This window comes from Peptoanaerobacter stomatis (genome assembly GCF_000238095.2).
Classification (GTDB): domain Bacteria; phylum Bacillota; class Clostridia; order Peptostreptococcales; family Filifactoraceae; genus Peptoanaerobacter; species Peptoanaerobacter stomatis_A.
Map to the genome: position 1 here is coordinate 1,252,504 of NZ_JH815225.1, position 18,212 is coordinate 1,270,715.

The following is an 18,212-nucleotide window of genomic DNA, read 5'->3' on the forward strand; positions in this document are numbered from 1 at the left end:
TTTTTCTCAAAATATACAGCCTATTGAAATAGCGTATCAAACAATATAATATAACTTAATAAACAACCTTAATATAATGATTTTCCTGTAATTATATTCCAATGAATCATATAGTTTTACAAAAAGATATACTTGTAATCATACGACTGATATATCAGTTGTGGTAAAAATAAAAAATTTATAATAATAAATTTTTTATAGCAGTATCTTTTGCTTGTCTAATATGTTTTGTAACAATTTTTTCTACCTTATCTATATCTCTTAACAGCATAGCATCTATTATATCTATGTGTTCTTGTATAGTGTTTTCATAGTTTAAATCATTAGTTGATATGTTTATTCTTATTCTTTGATCATGATCATAAATAATCATCAACATATTTACCAAAAAAACATTATCACTACTTTTTATAACGGTAGTATGAAGATTCCTATCTAAATCTATATAATATCTTTTAATTTTATTACAATCTAAATTTTTCGGAGCTTTAAGAAAGTTGTTTTTCATTTCTATAAGCCATTGTCTTGGTATCTTGTCTATATTCTTTTTAAATATGTATGGCTCATTAACTTCTCTAATTTCAAAAACAGATTTGATAAGATTAGAAGTTATCTCCGAAACTATTGTTCCTTTTCTTGGATATATATATACAAAACCTTCTTGTTCAAGACGTTTAATCGCTTCTCTTATAGGAGTACGACTAATGTCTAGTTCCTTTTGTAATGCATCTTCGGAAATATCGCTTAGCGGTGCTAATTCCCAATGTATTATTTTGCGTTTTATTTCTGAATAAGCTATATCTGTTTTTACATTGTTCATCTAAATAACCTCTTATATTCTTTAAATACATTATAAAAAGGTTATCCTATTTTGTCAACAATTATTTTTTACCTTCTCAACGTAACATTCTACATTATATTGATATTTGGATTATATAGAAACTTTTAACTTATACAAAAAAACTCTTTAAAAATCCGTAACATCAATACTGGCAGTTACATAAAAAATTATATACTATTTTAAGCAGATAATACTATTAATTTTAACGTTCAATGCTATATGTACAAAAACATACTTTGATTAATATATAAATTATGCTATCATAAACTTAATTATTTTTGGTAAATTATTTTGAATGTTTTAAACGATTTTAAGCAAAATAGATGTGTTATTTAAGGGGAAATAATATGAAAAAATATGAGAACTCTGTAATTGTAAAGACTGATGATTTAAATCATCATGGAACGCTTTTTATCGGAAAAGCTCTAACTTATCTGGCAGAAACAGGTTTTTTAAATATGGCTTTGACTTATGGCAATGGAGATGAGATAGTGTTTCGTGCATTAGATGGTTTCAGATTTTTCTTACCTGTTCCAAAGGGTAGTATATTGACTTATACAAGCCAAATAGTAAGGCTTGGAAAAACAAGCGCAACGCTCTACATAAAAGGAGAATGTAAACTTGCAAGTACATTAAATATGGAGGGCTACTGTACTTATGTCACAGTAGATGAAAAAACAAGACTTAAAAAACCTCATAATATGGTACTTGACAGTCCATCTGATGAATATGAAAAAGAATTAAGACAAAAAGCTGATGAATTTTTTAAAAAACTGCTATAATCCTATTTAATACTAATTTTCAACAAATCAATAGATAATTTATATAATAATATCCATTTAATTAATAGATAATTTATATAATAATATCCATTTAATTAATAGATAATTTATATAAGTTATTTATTTTAAATATACTTAATTTTGCTCAGCTAATAAGTTTTTAAAAATAGAAATGTCTATTATTCTATTGGTTTTTAGTATAAGAACTCTATAAACCATGTTATACTTTATTAAATTTACACGAAACAGTTTTCCGTTACTCTATTTAATTTCAATATAACAATAAAACATATTTATACTAAATTCTATTTAAACTATGGATTTTATAAATTAGCTGCTTTTTACAATCTTTATATCTTTTTCTTCCTCTCAAGCATTCTTTTTATCCTTGGGCGGTTGTATCTTTGCATTATGACAAGGCAGGTGTCGAATGCGGCAGACATAAACGATGTGATTATAAATAAACATTTATACTGTAGATTTATGTAAAAAACGTAGATTATTGGCACAAAGCTCAAGATCGTGATGATTATATGCACTACTTCTGATTGGCACATCACTTTGAGTATCTTGTCGGGTGCGTTATTTTGCAGTGAAAAAGTATCGGGATAAAAGGTAGGTATCTTGTCCTTCCAGTTTTTCACCCTCAGTTTTTTATAAAGTCCGTCTTCAAAATGCTTTTCTAAAAACCATTTTTTGTTATAGTCGATGTCGTTTTTAAGTATGAAGTTTACCAAATGACCGATTGCAAGATGTACAAAAAGATGGTATCCGGCTATTGCGAAGATGACGCACAGCAAATAAAATATGTGCTTGTTTGAAATGGAAAATATACGAAAAAATATAATACTTACAATTATGCAAAAAGCATTGAACATATGTACAAAATATCTTAGCACTTTATCCTTCATCTTTGTTACCTCATTGATTAATAATGAATGTATTTGATTAAGAGAATCAGTATATCCGGCTTAGTCGAAAGTGAATCTAATCAAATACTTTTAATCCAACATTTTTATTATACGCTCATTTAATTTAGATAATAGTATTAAAGGTATGTCTGAAAACTAAAAATAATATTTTTAGGCATATCTTTAAATAAAAAACATAATTAATTTTTTACTACATCTTCAAATTTGGCATCGACAATTTCTCGCAATTTATTCACATCCAATTTTATTTGCATACCTCTTTGACCTGCACTTACTATTATATATTCCAACCTTTGTGCTTTTACATCTATTAAGGTCTTGAATCTTTTCTTCATTCCTATAGGAGAACAACCTCCTCTTATATAGCCTGTAATTTTATTTATATCACTTACAGGTATCATACCAATATTTTTTATACCAAATGCTTTTGCCGTCTTTTTTAAATCCAATTCATCGTTTCCCATGATAACACATACATAGTAGTTCTTATCACTTCCTTGCAATACCAAAGTCTTGTATACATATTTGATATCCTGCCCTATAAGATTTGCCACGCTTATTGCATCGATATGCTCATCATCTACCTCATATTTAAGAATTTCATAATCTATTTTTAGATTTTCTACAGCTCTTACAGCATTAGTTTTTTTATCAGACATATAAAAACCTCCACAAGCTCAAAAGTAATAATTATTATGTTTATTAATAAACATATAGTATACTCTATATTTTTTTAATTCATACTATTAATTTTTAGATTTTAAGATTACAATATAAGTGCAACAATCTTAAAAAAATAATATATCATAAAACAAAAACTTGCATAATAAAATAATCATAGTAACGAATAACAATTAAAATTTATTATTTATGTTAAAATATATTATACCCAAAAATAATTCTTTTTAATTGAATTTGTTATTTAGCCTTTTTATGAAGATCATAAGCTTATACTAAAGCAGTTTAAATAACTAAATACGATATTTATTGAGTATGTTCAGCGATTGTAAATAAATTTATACAATAATAAAATTAATATAAATTCTAAAGGAGAAATTATGATAAGAGTTATGTTCGTATGCCATGGCAATATATGTAGAAGCACTATGGCTCAATGTGTATTTGCAGATATGGTACAAAAAAGAAATATAGCCGATAATTTTATAATAGAGTCAGCCGGTACAAGCACTGAAGAAATAGGTAATCCGATACATAGAGGAACTGTAAATAAACTTGTTCAAGTGGGAATAAATATTATAGAGCATAGAGCCGTTCAACTAAAAAAATCAGATTTGGAAAAATACGACTACTTTATAGCAATGGACAGTGCAAATGTAAGAAATATGAAAAAGATACTTGGAAATAATGCGAATATAAGCCTGCTGTTAGAATACACAAATTCAAAGCGTGATATAGCGGATCCTTGGTATACCGGTAATTTTGATGAAACTTATAATGATATAGTATTAGGTCTTGAAGGTTTTTTAAATTATTTAGGATATTAATTTGAGACTGTGTTATTTTAAGTAGGTTTTAGTATAAATAGCATTATACTGAAACTCATTAAAAAATCCATATAACCTTTTTATAAACGACTATATGGATTTTAAATTTAATAATCGTTGTTTATAAGCCCGCTTTTTGATGCTGTAACTGCTAATTCAGTTCGTGAATGAAAGCCTGTCTTATCGAGTAGATTCTGTATATGAAAACCTACCGTTCTCTTTGATATATTGAGTTTTTCTCCAATTTCTTCATTGGTGGCTCCATCTATTAACCCTCTTAATATATCTATCTCTCTGTTGGTAAATTCATTTATTTTGGACATTCCTAAATCAAAATTCGGCAAATTATCCGGATATACGCTCTCCCCGTTTACAGTTTTCTCCATTATTTCCAATATCTCTTCTTCGTTTGAATTCTTATACCAAAAACTTTCTATTTTTGTTTCTCTCGCTCTTTCTATAAAACTTATTTCAGGTTGGCTTGTTATAATTATTATCTTTATCTGTGGATAATTTTGTTTAATTTTTGCTGATACATCCAATCCGCTTGCTCCTAAAGCTGTGCATACGTCCATAAGTATCAGATCTATTTTATATTTTGTACAATACGCTTCTGCAAAAGCAGCACTTTCTATTGAACTTATCAGATTATATTTATCACTGTTTCTTATATATATCTCTAACAATTTTCGAGCCATAGGATCATTTTCAACAACAAGTACGTTTATCATAACATCAGCCTCCTTAAACACCGTCTTTTTTGATATTTATAGAAATATCCATTTTTTTACAAAAAAACTATATATTGTCTGTAGGTATTTTTATTGTTATTTTAAAAATCGGAATTGATTCTACTTTTATTGTACCTCCAATACGCTCTATTTTTTTTCTCATATTTGATAATCCTCCTCTTTCTGTTATAGGATAAGTGGGCTGTATGCCGTCATTTGTAAATATTACCGTATATTTATTCATCTTATACTTTACATCTATATACATATTTTGTGCCTTGGAATGCTTAACTGCATTTGTCAATATTTCACTTGACAAAAGCGTTATCATCTCTTCTACACTTTCATCTTGAAAAGCATCTCCACTTACTGTTATATTTACTCCTACGTCTCGTGCAGTTTCCATAAGATATGTCAAAGGAGATTTTTTTTCTATTTCAACTTCATGTCTTAAAATATCTACGCTGTTTTTCCATATTTCAAATAATTCTTTTATCCTATTATAGTCAATATCTTTTGTAATATAATATTTTGTTCTCAAGAGCACTTGACCAAGTTCATCATGTATTCTAATCTTTGTGTTTAGTCTTTCTTCCTGTGCTACAAGATTATTTATATTCTTGGCATATGATTTAAATCTTTTATTTACTTCCACAAGCTCTATGTTTTCTTTTTTTATTTTATCATATAACTCAGCTGATTCACTTGTATCTGTTGCACTAATCTGTGTTATTTCTCCCATATCAGTGTCTATCTGGTTTTTTACAAATGTCCATGTTTTTTGATCGTTTGTTCTTATCAACAAATTATCTCTAAATACAACTCTTTTAACTCCTTCTTTTAGATCGCCACTTTTCAAAGATTTCCAAAAACTATGCAAATCTTGCGGCATACAGTCTAATATATCTAAGCTCAACTCATACATACATGTGTTTACAAGTAATAAGATTCCATTTTTATCTGCAAATAAAAGTCCTTTTGGAAATACGTCTACGCTTTCTTTTATAGAGGATATATTTATTGAACTCTTTTTATACCTAAATATATAATATAGTTTAAAAAAACTGTAGATTATAAATAAGAGTGCAACAATTATATATATAATGCTCGGCAATTTAGACAATTTTATATATGTAGGACTCAAGTTTCGTTCATTTCGTATATATAACATATTGATAATTATAATTATGCTTGCACATGTAACAACAGTTGGGAAAATTATTTTTTTTATATTATTGAGTTGTATGATAACAAATGATATATAATACATCATAATACATATGTTTAAAAACCATAAAGTTAGTATTGTACCTCTTTGTATATCTGTAAGTTCTATAAACGTTACCATAATCATTCCTTATTTTAATATACACATTGTTATATGCACTTCATTTTCTATATAGTCAAGTGCATAAACACCGCCCATATCTTTAAATTTTTCATTATTCAATACCTGATTTGCATATTCTTTTAAGGGTATATTGCCCATATTATATACTAATTTCATACTTACATATAAATCATCATTTTTAGAAAAAATATCAACAATAAAATCAGAAAATGTTGACAACATACATTCTACAACGTCTTCAAATAAATCATATAAGACTATTATGTGATTTATAGGTATAATTTCATTGCATTCGCTTGTAAACTTACAATTTATATTACACTTTGAAATGCTGTCCATAGATTCTCTTATGCAATATTCAAGCTCTTTAGATAAGATATTTTCGTTATCATAGCTAAGTAAAAGTAAATTACATTTTCTCTTTACATATGCACCTAATATACACAATCTTTTTAAAACTTCAATGTCAGGTTTTGCGTTTTTTTCAAGTATATTATTCATCTTTGCAAGACTTGATATATTTTCACTCATTATTTTTTCAATAATTTTATTTTTCTCTTCTACTCTGCTCTTTCTCTCCTCAAGCTCTATTTCAGCTCTAAGTAAAATATTTCTCTCTAAAAGCTGTCCTTTTAAAATATTAAGCTTGTCGAGCAATAAATTCATCTTTGATAAATTGTCCAACCATACTACATAACCTGCATCAATAGGCATAGCATTTACTTTTATGTTTCTATTCAGCAGTATAGGCTCTTTTATGGCTTCTTTTATATACTTTTTTTCTATATACATATCGGCCTTAGTATTATAGACAGTTTCATAATACTTATTCAATATTTTTATAGGAAAGTGGCAAGACTTAAAAAGTTCTTCATAATTATCATTGGATTGTATGAGTTTACTCCGTATACAGCTTTCTATAATCACCATTATGAATAGACAAATTTTGACTGTTACATCACGAATTATCCATAATTGCCCCACATTAACAACATATATAATTATATATATGATAAGTGTCAGCATAGCGATGTTTGGAAGAATTAATATCTTTTTGTTTGGCAATTTACTTTTTTTTACAGTTATAGATAAAGTTAAAATAGGATAAATTATATTAAAAAATAAGACTACAAAATACATAATCTCATATTTATAATTTTTGCTCGTCCAAATTTTATTGCTACCGAATGAAAATACAGTTTGATGTATATCATTAGTAAGCACCAATATACATAATATACACGTCGGTATCCATAAAACTTTTAAATATTCCGGAGGTCTATACCTTTCGGATTTTCCCAAATAAATACCGAAAAACAATCCTAATAAAGGTATGAACAACATAGGTATGTAATAACTGTACCACAACATTCTGCGGATAAAATAATCGTCAAAAAAAATCGCTCTCATGGTTCTAAGTATCATCCAGAAAATCATAAGGATTGTTATGCTTGTTATATAAAAACGAACCGATTTTATAAATATTCGCCTTTTTATAGACTCTTTCCACAAAAATATCATACCTATATATATTAGAGGTCTGATAACGTCTGCCGCACTTCTATAAAAAACATTTTCAAAGCTAATATATCTCATAAGCATTGCTAAAATCACAAAGAACAAAATAATACAATCGTTCCTGAAGACTTTATATTTTTTCGGCATCATTACTCCTTCCTTAAAAATTTTATATTTTGTTAAATTATATCATTTTATTTCCTAAATCTCAATAATTTTTATAATATATACAACTTATTAATCAATCTTTCATATAATTAATAATATATATCTTAATCATTTTTTAAATTGTTTTACTATAATTTCTCACAGTTTTCTCTTAAAAATAATTGCATATTTCTAACAAATTTATTATACTATATAAAATTAAGTTAATGATAACGTTTTAAAAACATTATCTTATTTTTAAATCTATTTTCTATATTTATTTCAAATATCGAAATAATTTATATTCTGAAACTTTTATTTTGAAACGAAAGGAGACTACCATGAAAATTACAAAAATCGAGATTGAAAAAATTAATATTCCTCTTATTACAACATTTAAAGTAGCTTTTGCAGAAGTATCTGCATCTACATCAGTTATAGTTAAAATTCATACAGATGACGGAATTGTAGGCTATGGCGAAGCGGCTCCTTTTGAACCTGTGACTGGAGAAAGTGCAGACTCTGTGATTTTGGCTTTAAAATATTTTCAACAAGCCCTCATAGGTATGGACGCAACTGATTTAGAAGGTATCCATTTACAAATGGACAAACTCTTAATCCATAATACCTCTGCAAAATGTGCTATTGATATAGCATTATATGATATAAAGGGTAAAAAAATGAAAATGCCTCTTTATAAGTTACTTGGAGGCTCAAATCCAACAGTAATAAACGATATAACTATTGGTATTGACACACCTGAAAACATGGCAAAAAAGGCATATGACTATGTAAATATGGGATATAGAATATTAAAAATAAAAATTGGTATTAATCCTAAAGATGATTTATCAGCTATCAAATCTATACGCGATAAAGTTGGTTATGATATAAAACTTCGCTTGGATGCTAATCAAGGATATAGTATTTCAACAGCAATTCAATTCATTGAAGATGTAAAAAAATACAAAATTGATGCTATTGAACAGTTTTTACCTCACTGGAATATTGAAGGTTCTGCAACAATTCGTAAAAACTCACAAGGTATACGAATTATGCTTGATGAATCTATTCACTCTCCATATGATGCCGCAAGATCGGCTAAAATAGATGCGGCGGATGTTTTTAATATAAAATTGATGAAATGTGGCGGATTATTTAATGCTGAAAAAATAAACTCAATAGCTGAAGGATTCGGTATAAATTGTATGGTCGGATGTATGCTGGAAACTAAAATAGCAATAACTGCCGGAATCAGCCTTGTAGCATCCAAAAACAATATTATAGATGCAGATTGTGACAGCTTTATGTATGCAAAAGATCCTAATATGAATATGACTGGCGGATTTACATTTGAAAAAGATATTTTCACTTTATCAGAAAATCCAGGTCTTGGTATAAATTTAGATTGGTAATATGTTTTTCATTTTTAAGGAGGGAAAATCATGGAACAAACTACTTTTTTATCTTCTCCCGGTTCATTAATCGCTCTAATTTTAGGTATTATAGCTTTTTCTCTATGGCTTCAAAAATTTAAAATTACATCTTTGTTAGGACCATCACTACTCGTTATTATCTTCGGTATAATAGCAAGCAACGCTAAAATAGTACCCAGTATGACTGAATTATATGGAATTTTAGCTGTGTATTGTATACCTATCTCCATGTCATTATTTTTGATGAATATAGATTTTTCACAGTTGAAGGATATGACAAAAGAACCTGTTATCTCACTTATTTCAGCCATATTTAGTGTGGGAGTAATAGCATTTTTATTCGGATTATTTTTTGCAGAAAAAATTCCTGAGGGTTGGAAAGTTGCAGGAATGTTTGTCGGAACTTATACAGGAGGCTCTTCAAATCTTACTGCCATAGCTATTGCTTTAGATGCTTCAAATGAAACAATAGTATCTGCAAATGCGGCAGATTATGTCATAGGAATGCCGTCTATGATATTGATGTTTGCCGCTCCTACTATTTTAAAATCCTCTGCATTTTTCAATAAAATATGGCCGTATAAACATACTGAAGACGAATTATATGGAGACGATCTTGAACATAAAAGTTTATTTTCTGCAAAAGAATGGTCTATTATGGATATAGCTATACTTTTAACTATTTCTTTTACAATAGCACAAACAGCAAGTTTTATTTCAACTACACTTTTCCCTGAAAGCATGTATAAATCTGCTATAAGAATATTGTTCATAACAACTGTTTCCACAATAATAGGACAGCTTCCTTTTATAAAAACACTTAAAGGAAAATTAGACCTTGGACTTTTGATAGCTATGATATATCTAACTATTATAGGGTTTATGGTCGATATTTCCGGTTTTTTAACTTCTACTGCAAGCATTACTATATTTTGTGCTTGTGTTATATTGTTCAGTACACTTCTTCATCTTCTTATTACAAGATTTTTTAAAATACGTTATGAATTTGTTGTTATTTCTATTGTTGCAGCAATTGCTGACGGTACTACCGCCGCACTTGTTTGCTCAAATGGTAAATGGAAATCTCTAATACCGATTGCACTTATCAGCGGTGTTTTAGCCGGACTTATAGGAAACTATTTGGGAATATCGGTAGCATATATGATTAAAGCGACAATAGGCGCATAATAGAAAGAAGGAATTTTTATGCAATGGAACCTTTATTCTTCAGGTATTTGTCAAGCTAAAATTTATGTACAGGATATAATTTATTTTGAAATGTTTAACCCTTTTTCAAAAGATTTTTATACAAAGAAAATATTGGATGAAGATGAAAACAAAAAATTTAAAGAAAATTTTAGAATAGATATTCTCTCTTTTTTAGAAAAATATATAAATCTTTCATATACAAGTTATCTACAAAAAAATGAATTCACTTATAAAAATGGTGACATTTATTCAAAAACGAAAAACGGTTTTGCTGAGAGAAACAAAATTCATCCACATAATATCATAATGCACGAAAATGAAATAATAGCATGCTGGATTCCGGCAAGAAGCAGTAATGTATTTCTTGTTAAGGATGGTTTTGAAAGTTATACAATACTTGACAAATGGAAAAAATATGCTCCACAATTACAAGCTATCAGCCATAAAAAAAATTACTGCATACCTATGCGAGACGGCATAAAACTTTCAACCGATGTATATCTTCCACTTGAATATAATGATACTCTCCCTACGGTTTTGGTTCGTACACCATATGATAAAACTATAAAAATACATGAATTTATTAAGTATGTTCATCGTGGTTATGCTGTTGTTATACAGGATGTTAGAGGCAGAAGCGAAAGTGATGGCGAATGGATACCTTTACATCACGAAGTTGAAGATGGAGATGACACTTTAAACTGGATAGCAAGTCAAAAATGGAGTAATAAAAAAATAGGAATGATAGGTGGCAGTTATCTCGGATACGTTCAATGGGCTGCAGGTGCAAGTGCAAACCCATATCTAAAAGCTATAGTCAGCGAAGTTACCGCAGGCAGTGCTTTTATAGATATGCCAAGACGTGGAGGTTGTCTAATAAGCGGAATGTTGGCATGGGCATTTATCGTTTCAAAGAAAAATCTGGATGCAAGCTTGCTTGCAAGAGATGATTGGGATGAAGTTTTAGCAGTACGACCTATTGAAGATATTCCCAAAAAAGCTCTCGGATATGATATACCTTTCTTCAACAAATGGATAAATCATGATGTAGAAGATGCTTTTTGGCAAAAAGGAGATTGGCAAAAACGTTGGAAAAGCGGTCATCAAATTCCATCTTTAATAATATCAGGTTGGTTTGACGATAATTCTATGGGAACAACTCAAGCACTTGAAGTATCCAAAAACTTTAAAGATAAAAAAATAATCCTCGGACCTTGGCTTCATAATTCAAATTCTTCTTATGATTTGAATGACTTACATTTTGGTCAAAATGCTTTAAAAGATGATCTTGACTTAATACCTCTGCTTTGGTTTGAAAAATATTTAAAAGGCAACAATCTATCTTATCTGAATGATGATGTAATAGAATACTACACAACCGGAAGTAACGAGTGGAAAAAAGCTAATAGTTGGCCAATTCCTAACTCTATAGAAAAAAAATACTATTTATATTCTATTTCAAACGCAAAATCTTCAAATGGCGATGGAATTCTTTTGGATGAAATACCTGAAAGCGGATATGATTTTTACAAATACAACCCTGATAATCCTGCCACACATTTGATTGATATGTCAAATAACGAGGTTTCATTTCCTGCAAATTATAAAAATCAAGAACTTAGAGATGACTACCTTTGCTATACAACACCTGTTTTAAAAGAAGATGTTATAATAACCGGAGATATTGAACTGACTCTATACTTTGAAAGTGACTGCATTGAATCAGATTTGATAATACGCATATGCAATGTTGATGAATTCGGTAATTCCATAAAGCTTGCAGACGGAGTGTTCAACACAAAATATAAAAACGGTTATGACAAAAAAGAAAATATGATAAAAGGAAATATTTATCCTATTAGCATAAGAAGTACAAAATTTTCACACTGCTTTAAAAAAGGAAATCGTATAAGACTAAGCATAACCTCAAGTGCATTAAATTTGATTTTCCCTAATTATAACAGCGGAACAAATGAGAAAAAAATCGTAACCAACAAAGTACATTATGGGAAAATTTATCCTTCCAATTTAAAAGTAAGAATTGAAAAATAAATTTTTAAATACAAATATATATATACTTTATAATATCACTAATTTTCACAAAAAATAACAGCTCTTCAGTTTTATCTGATTGAGCTGTTATTTTTATACTATGGCTATAAAAATTGTATAATGAACAATGATTATAACACCTTTTATAAACTTATATTTCTATATTTTTTCTATTTGCTTAATGTAACTGTCTTAGTAGAAGCATCCCATGCTGTTTTTACATTTAAAGCATTTGCTATTTGAGCTACCGGTAAGAATGTTCTTGCGTCTTTTATTTCAGGTGCTGAATCAAGCGCAACTTCTTTGCCATTTACAAGCATAGTCTTATTTCCTATTGTAAGAACTACTGTTTGAGTATTATCTTTTGAGTTAAGTGTAGCTGTGCTTGTTTTAGCGTCCCATTTAACTTCCATATCCAATGTTTCAGCTACTGCTCTTAGCGGTAACATAGTTCTGTTTCCTTTTGCTATATATGGTGCTACATCTAATGTTTTTTGCTCTGTATTGCCATCTTTAGTCACTTTATATTCTGCACTTCCTATAACAAATTCTATACCGTTTGATACAGGTGTTTTAACTGTTTCAGGTGCTACTGCATTTACATTGAACAATGTTACTTTTGCTATTATATCATCAGGAGTTTTTGCATTGGCAAGCGAAAGTGTATAGTCTCCTTCATATCCAAACCTGTCTATTGTAAATTTTAAGTCGCTAAATGTCAATTTTGAAGGTTCAGTTGATGCTCCGCTTACTTTAAATAGAATTGTACCATTTTTAACATCTGCTGAGCCTACCTTAATATTGCCTTCCGCTTCTAATTTTACTGATGAAAATACTGAACCTTTATACTTAGGATCTAATTTTAGTATATATTCGCCTTCTGACAATGCTCCTGCTGATGTTTCAACAAATGATAAATCAGCTAATTTTTGATTTCCCAAGCCTAATGTTATGCTGTCAGGTTTTCTCTCATCAACATTTATTGCATCATATACTTTTGCAACTACTGATGACATATTTTCAATGCCTCTACCATCAAATGTTGCTGTTATATCTCCTACAAAGTCTTTTTTAGGCATTATATTCAATTTTATTACAAATTTATTTATATTGGATGAATTTTCTGTCAATTTAAATTCTGCGTAATTTTCTTTTACTGCACTTATTTCTAATTTATCTCTTCCGTTTAATTGCTCTATTTTTACACTTTTTTCATCTACTGTTGCATTGTCGAAGGATAAGTCATATGGAGAACCCGGAAGTATTGAATCTTGTACAGCCTCTGTTACAGTTATTTCAACAGGAATAGATTTTGAATTTTTAGGTGCTCTTTCATATGATGATGAAATATTTACACCGTAATCGCTTATTTTTGCTATTACTACGCTTTCATCTTTATCTCCTGATACTCCTCTTGATATAATCACAGAGATATCGCCTTTTTCTGCATGCTTGTCAACATCAAAATATGGCACTACATACGCAACTTCCTGATATTTAGGATTTGTTTTCATAGTTATTTTAAGCGAATTTCCATCTATTTGTGGTTTGTTATGTCCATTGACAATAGTTTTTGCGTTCCATTTTACATTTGTAGGTAACTTCAATTCAAATGTAACTGAATCTCCCCAAGAATCCTTTTCGCTTTCTCTTATTTCAATCATAGAGCCTTTTTGTTCATCTAATGCACCCACTGTTTGAACTTTGTCAACCTTTACTGTCTTTGAACCTTCTGCAAAAGAATTTACACCAAAAGCTGAAACCAACAACGCCATAGCTGTCATTCCTACAAAAAATTTTTTCATACTTTTCATTCCTCTCTAAACAATTTTTTTGACGCAATTTTTTATAAAGCGCCTTGGAAAAAGAAAATAAATATTCAAATTTATTTTCTAAATAAATTTATATTTATACTATACCAAATTTTGTAAATAAAAAAAACATTTTTTAGCAAATTTATTATTAAAAACACATTACAGTATTTTTTTAATCTAATTTCTAAAATAAATGATATATTAATTTAATATTTTTCTCTGATAAAATAATATATACTTTTTATATAAGAAATTTATAAATATAGAGTCATATTTTATTAAATTTACACAGCCCCATTTCTCTATCGTTGTATTGAATTTTAGTATGATAACTATATTATTACTCGCTTATCTGTAATTACCATATCCGTTTTTACATCATATTCATCATACTCTATACTATCCACGAGACATTCATCAAAACATATACCTATTTTAAACGCATTCGGTGTTTTTGCAAAAAATCTGTCATAAAATCCTTTTCCGTATCCTATACGATATTTGTTGAAATCATAACACACACAAGGAGTAATAATCAGCTCCACCTTTTTTTCATCAAAGCTCTGTATACATTCTTCTTTTACTTCCAATATTCCTTTATATCCCGCTTTCATATCATCAAAAGAATTAAAAACTGATATTTTCATAGTATCTGTACTCTTATCTATGTATGGAAGTACAATATTTTTATTTTCTCTTTTACACCAAATGATAAAATCGTGAGTATATACCTCACTTCCAAAACTTGTAAAAAGCATTATATTTTTTGAATTTTTAAAAATATCTGTTGCTTTTAATTTATCCAATATGATTTCGGATTTTTTCAATATATCTTCTTTGGATATTGAATCTCTTATAGCAAGTATGTCTTTTCTCATCTGTTTCTTGTTCATAAATACTCCTTTATTAAAAACGTTATGTATAGAAAACTCATTATATTAAATCTAACAGGTTAGGTTAATATTACTTTGTATAGATAACTGTATGAATTAGCTCATACGCAAATAATGCTTTAAAGCATTACCTTTAAAGCATTATTTAAAAACCTAACTACGCTTGTTGTATTTTTATTCTTTCTGAATTGTTTCCGTCAATATATACAAGTGATCTGAAGCCGTCTACAGACTTGTTTAATTTCAATATATATGAATTGTTCACAGGGAATTTTTTGATATGCGTTTCTTCTAAGCAAGTCAATCCCACATAAATATCTTCAGCGTTTAATTTATTTACTTTATCATTAAAAGTGTTTACATCTGTAACTTTATATAAATCGTCTACTATTACTAAACTTATTTTATCATTTTTTAATTTTTCCAAATTTATAACATCGTCTTTTATAAACTCGTCGGCTGTAATATATAACACATTTTCGCTGTTTTCTGCCAATCTCTTTATATATGTTGTCTTACCTACCCCTGTTTCACCTGCTATTATTACATTTCTGTCAACAACTATACACTTAGGCTTGTCATTTTGTTTATTTCCTATTTTTATCATTGAATAAGTCATAATAATTCTCCTTAATTTTAAAATATATTTTAATACTTACATTTTTTATAGTAAATCAATTTGAAAACTGTTTTTATATAATCATAATATACAAAGCCTGAATCAATCTACCATAAAATACTAAAAACTGTTTTAAACAATATTTTTTCACCAGCCCCTTTTTGTAAACTGCATAATTTTAAGTTAACAAATATATTTAGTTTATTTATGTTTGCTTGGTATAAGTATTGAATTAAGTATTTTTTTATACTGTTAAAAGCATATATTTATTTGAATAAAATTAATTTACTATATTCTCAATTTTCATATTTTTTCAATAAAACAGTTGCCTACTTATCATTTTTTATATATTCTGCTTGCTATTTTTCTTCCTATTGATGTGCTCATGAGTTCTTTTTCAGATATTCCTCCCATAAATAAGAGTTCAAAAACATATACGGCTCCTCCAATCATAATAGCAAGCAATGTACTTATTTTAGAACTCGGTATAACCATTGAGAGCACTACATAGGATACTCTAACAAATATAGCCATTATAAGCGACATCAAAAACGGTACGGCAAACGAAGATTTTATTTTAAAATTTACGTCTAATAGTTTCTTTATCCATATATAATCTAAAATCATGGCTATCACATAAGCAACAGCTGTTCCTATAGCTGCGCCTTTTACATTTATCGAAGGTACAGGTGTTATAAAATAAGTTATTACAATTTTAAATATGGATGCTATAAATAAATTTATTACAGGTATCATAGGTTTACCTATAGCTTGAAGTATAGCTGTAAAAGTTTGAAGCAGCGCTATCAAAACTATTGTAAATGACATTGCGAAAAGTATTGAACCAGCAGAATCCGGCTCTTTAGGGTACAATAATTTCATTATAGGCGTTGAAAGTACCATAACTCCAAAGAAACAAGGCATTGCTATTAAATTTGACAATCTCGTACCGAGCACTATATTACTTCTGAGTTTTTTCATCTCTTTTACAACATAACTTTCAGATATTGCCGGTACTATGCTGTATGCGATAGAAACTGTCAATGCCTGAGGAAGATTTATTATTGTAGCTGCCATTCCTGAATATTGTCCAAACAGTGAATTGGCATCTTGATATGAAAACCCGCCTGACATAAGCCTGTCTTTTATTATTTTTGAATCAATCGTGTTCATAAGAGGTATGACAAGTGAACCTATTATTATAGGAACTGCTATTGACATCATCTCTTTTAACAAGCTTATACTATCCTCTTCCAATATTTCATTACACATATTGATTTCTTTTTGTATCTTTGAATTTTGTCTTATATATATGACTATTATTACAAAAAATGCTATCACAGCTCCAAGTGAAGCCCCAAAAGCCGCCCCGGCCGCTGCAATCGGCTTTCCGTTAGGAATTAATATATATGCCAAAAATAAACCGAAAAATACTCTTACAAACTGCTCACTTATCTGTGAAAGCGAGGTAGGTAACATATTGCTTCTACCTTGAAAATATCCCTTAAAAGCATTTACGGCAGGTACTATAAGAAGTGCCAATGACAATGCCTTTATACTGTAATACGAATTTTCATCATTCAAAAATTTTGCCAGTAAATTTGCTCCAAAAAAGAATAGTAAAAACGATAATATCCCCATACAAGTTAACAAAAGCAAACTTATCTTAAATATTTTATGGGCTGTCTTATATTTTTTCAGTTTCGTTCTTTCAGCCACCATCTTAGATATTGCTGTAGGCATACCCGATGTAGACATTGCAAGTACAAACACATATAACGGATACGCTGTCTGATAATAACCTATTCCGTCTGAGCCTATCAGATTACCAAGCGGTATTCTAAATATGGAACCGAGTATTTTTACAAATAAATTAGATATCGCAAGTATCATAGTACCTGCTAAAAAAGTTTGAGAGTTCATCTGCCCTCCAAAAATTCTTATGTATTTTAATTAACTAAATTTTATCAATTAATTTTCTAAATAATAATTTATTTTAAGGCTTTTTTTAATATTTGTCAATTTTCAGCTATGTCATTTAATTTATTTTTTCAAAAAAACTAATTGATAATAAAGTATAAATTTGATATAATGTTATAAATAGAAATTAATAATTTTTTAATTTCAAGTGATAATGGTATTTCAATATATATTTTTTCAAAAAATCTATTTATTTTGATAAAAATTGATATTTTTTTGTCAAAAATCATTCATTTTTTAAGGTTATGTTTATTGAATGTCGAAAAAATATTTATTTGAATATTTTATCACAAATTCTTACAATTTACAGATTAAAATATGTTTTTACAACTTTTTGTATTAAAAAAGAAATAAAATTAGTAAGGGCTATCTAATTGTTTACTTAATATTTTTAATCGTAAG

General features: G+C 28.5%; 15 protein-coding genes. 5 read left to right on the top strand and 10 right to left on the bottom strand.

The features are described 5' to 3' along the window. Positions 1-178 precede the first annotated feature (178 nt). Complete coding sequence (locus HMPREF9630_RS05300; RefSeq protein WP_009527502.1) at positions 179-820, bottom strand: GntR family transcriptional regulator; 642 nt, start codon at positions 818-820, stop codon at positions 179-181. A 368-nt stretch (positions 821-1,188) separates the two neighbouring features. Between HMPREF9630_RS05300 and HMPREF9630_RS05305 the strand changes: the two genes are divergently transcribed. Beyond that, positions 1,189-1,623, top strand: a complete 435-nt coding sequence (locus tag HMPREF9630_RS05305; RefSeq protein ID WP_009527503.1) for an acyl-CoA thioesterase — start codon at positions 1,189-1,191, stop codon at positions 1,621-1,623. 350 nt (positions 1,624-1,973) lie between these two features. Here HMPREF9630_RS05305 and HMPREF9630_RS10200 read toward each other — a convergent pair whose 3' ends face one another. Beyond that, entirely contained in the window at positions 1,974-2,534 is a 561-nt protein-coding gene (locus HMPREF9630_RS10200; protein ID WP_009527504.1) for a glycosyl-4,4'-diaponeurosporenoate acyltransferase CrtO family protein, read from the bottom strand. A gap of 200 nt (positions 2,535-2,734) precedes the next feature. Further along, positions 2,735-3,214: a Cys-tRNA(Pro) deacylase gene (gene ybaK, locus HMPREF9630_RS05310; protein ID WP_009527505.1), complete on the bottom strand. Its 480-nt coding sequence runs from the start codon at positions 3,212-3,214 to the stop codon at positions 2,735-2,737. A gap of 399 nt (positions 3,215-3,613) precedes the next feature. On the opposite strand from ybaK, the gene HMPREF9630_RS05315 reads away from it, so the two are divergent. After that, on the top strand, positions 3,614-4,060 hold the full coding sequence (locus HMPREF9630_RS05315) for a low molecular weight protein-tyrosine-phosphatase (protein ID WP_009527506.1): 447 nt from the start codon (positions 3,614-3,616) through the stop codon (positions 4,058-4,060). A 107-nt stretch (positions 4,061-4,167) separates the two neighbouring features. Here the strand turns inward: HMPREF9630_RS05315 and HMPREF9630_RS05320 are convergent, their stop codons facing one another. The 3 genes from HMPREF9630_RS05320 to HMPREF9630_RS05330 form a co-directional block, all read right to left on the bottom strand. Continuing rightward, complete coding sequence (locus HMPREF9630_RS05320; protein WP_009527507.1) at positions 4,168-4,791, bottom strand: response regulator transcription factor; 624 nt, start codon at positions 4,789-4,791, stop codon at positions 4,168-4,170. 67 nt (positions 4,792-4,858) lie between these two features. Beyond that, the gene (locus HMPREF9630_RS05325) at positions 4,859-6,139 is read right to left on the bottom strand and encodes a sensor histidine kinase (RefSeq protein WP_009527508.1); all 1,281 of its coding nucleotides are present in this window, start codon (positions 6,137-6,139) and stop codon (positions 4,859-4,861) included. A 9-nt stretch (positions 6,140-6,148) separates the two neighbouring features. Then, complete coding sequence (locus tag HMPREF9630_RS05330) at positions 6,149-7,807, bottom strand: histidine kinase N-terminal 7TM domain-containing protein (protein WP_009527509.1); 1,659 nt, start codon at positions 7,805-7,807, stop codon at positions 6,149-6,151. A 341-nt stretch (positions 7,808-8,148) separates the two neighbouring features. Between HMPREF9630_RS05330 and HMPREF9630_RS05335 the strand changes: the two genes are divergently transcribed. From HMPREF9630_RS05335 to HMPREF9630_RS05345, 3 genes are read left to right on the top strand one after another with little or no spacing between them, the layout of a single operon-like run. Next, positions 8,149-9,222 carry a mandelate racemase/muconate lactonizing enzyme family protein gene (locus HMPREF9630_RS05335; RefSeq protein WP_009527510.1) on the top strand — a complete coding sequence of 358 codons (1,074 nt, stop codon included), beginning with the start codon at positions 8,149-8,151 and terminating at the stop codon, positions 9,220-9,222. A 30-nt stretch (positions 9,223-9,252) separates the two neighbouring features. Further along, positions 9,253-10,431 carry a DUF819 family protein gene (locus HMPREF9630_RS05340; RefSeq protein WP_009527511.1) on the top strand — a complete coding sequence of 393 codons (1,179 nt, stop codon included), beginning with the start codon at positions 9,253-9,255 and terminating at the stop codon, positions 10,429-10,431. A gap of 18 nt (positions 10,432-10,449) precedes the next feature. Then, entirely contained in the window at positions 10,450-12,504 is a 2,055-nt protein-coding gene (locus HMPREF9630_RS05345) for a CocE/NonD family hydrolase (protein ID WP_009527512.1), read from the top strand. A gap of 170 nt (positions 12,505-12,674) precedes the next feature. Here the strand turns inward: HMPREF9630_RS05345 and HMPREF9630_RS05350 are convergent, their stop codons facing one another. The 4 genes from HMPREF9630_RS05350 to HMPREF9630_RS05365 form a co-directional block, all read right to left on the bottom strand. Then, entirely contained in the window at positions 12,675-14,309 is a 1,635-nt protein-coding gene (locus HMPREF9630_RS05350) for a copper amine oxidase N-terminal domain-containing protein (protein ID WP_009527513.1), read from the bottom strand. A 341-nt stretch (positions 14,310-14,650) separates the two neighbouring features. Then, positions 14,651-15,211, bottom strand: coding sequence for a 5-formyltetrahydrofolate cyclo-ligase (locus HMPREF9630_RS05355; protein ID WP_009527514.1), 561 nt, complete (start codon positions 15,209-15,211; stop codon positions 14,651-14,653). Between the two features lie 157 nt (positions 15,212-15,368). Beyond that, positions 15,369-15,830 carry a P-loop NTPase family protein gene (locus HMPREF9630_RS05360; RefSeq protein ID WP_009527515.1) on the bottom strand — a complete coding sequence of 154 codons (462 nt, stop codon included), beginning with the start codon at positions 15,828-15,830 and terminating at the stop codon, positions 15,369-15,371. 336 nt (positions 15,831-16,166) lie between these two features. After that, positions 16,167-17,753, bottom strand: coding sequence for a putative polysaccharide biosynthesis protein (locus HMPREF9630_RS05365; RefSeq protein ID WP_009527516.1), 1,587 nt, complete (start codon positions 17,751-17,753; stop codon positions 16,167-16,169). Between the last annotated feature and the right edge of the window lie 459 nt (positions 17,754-18,212).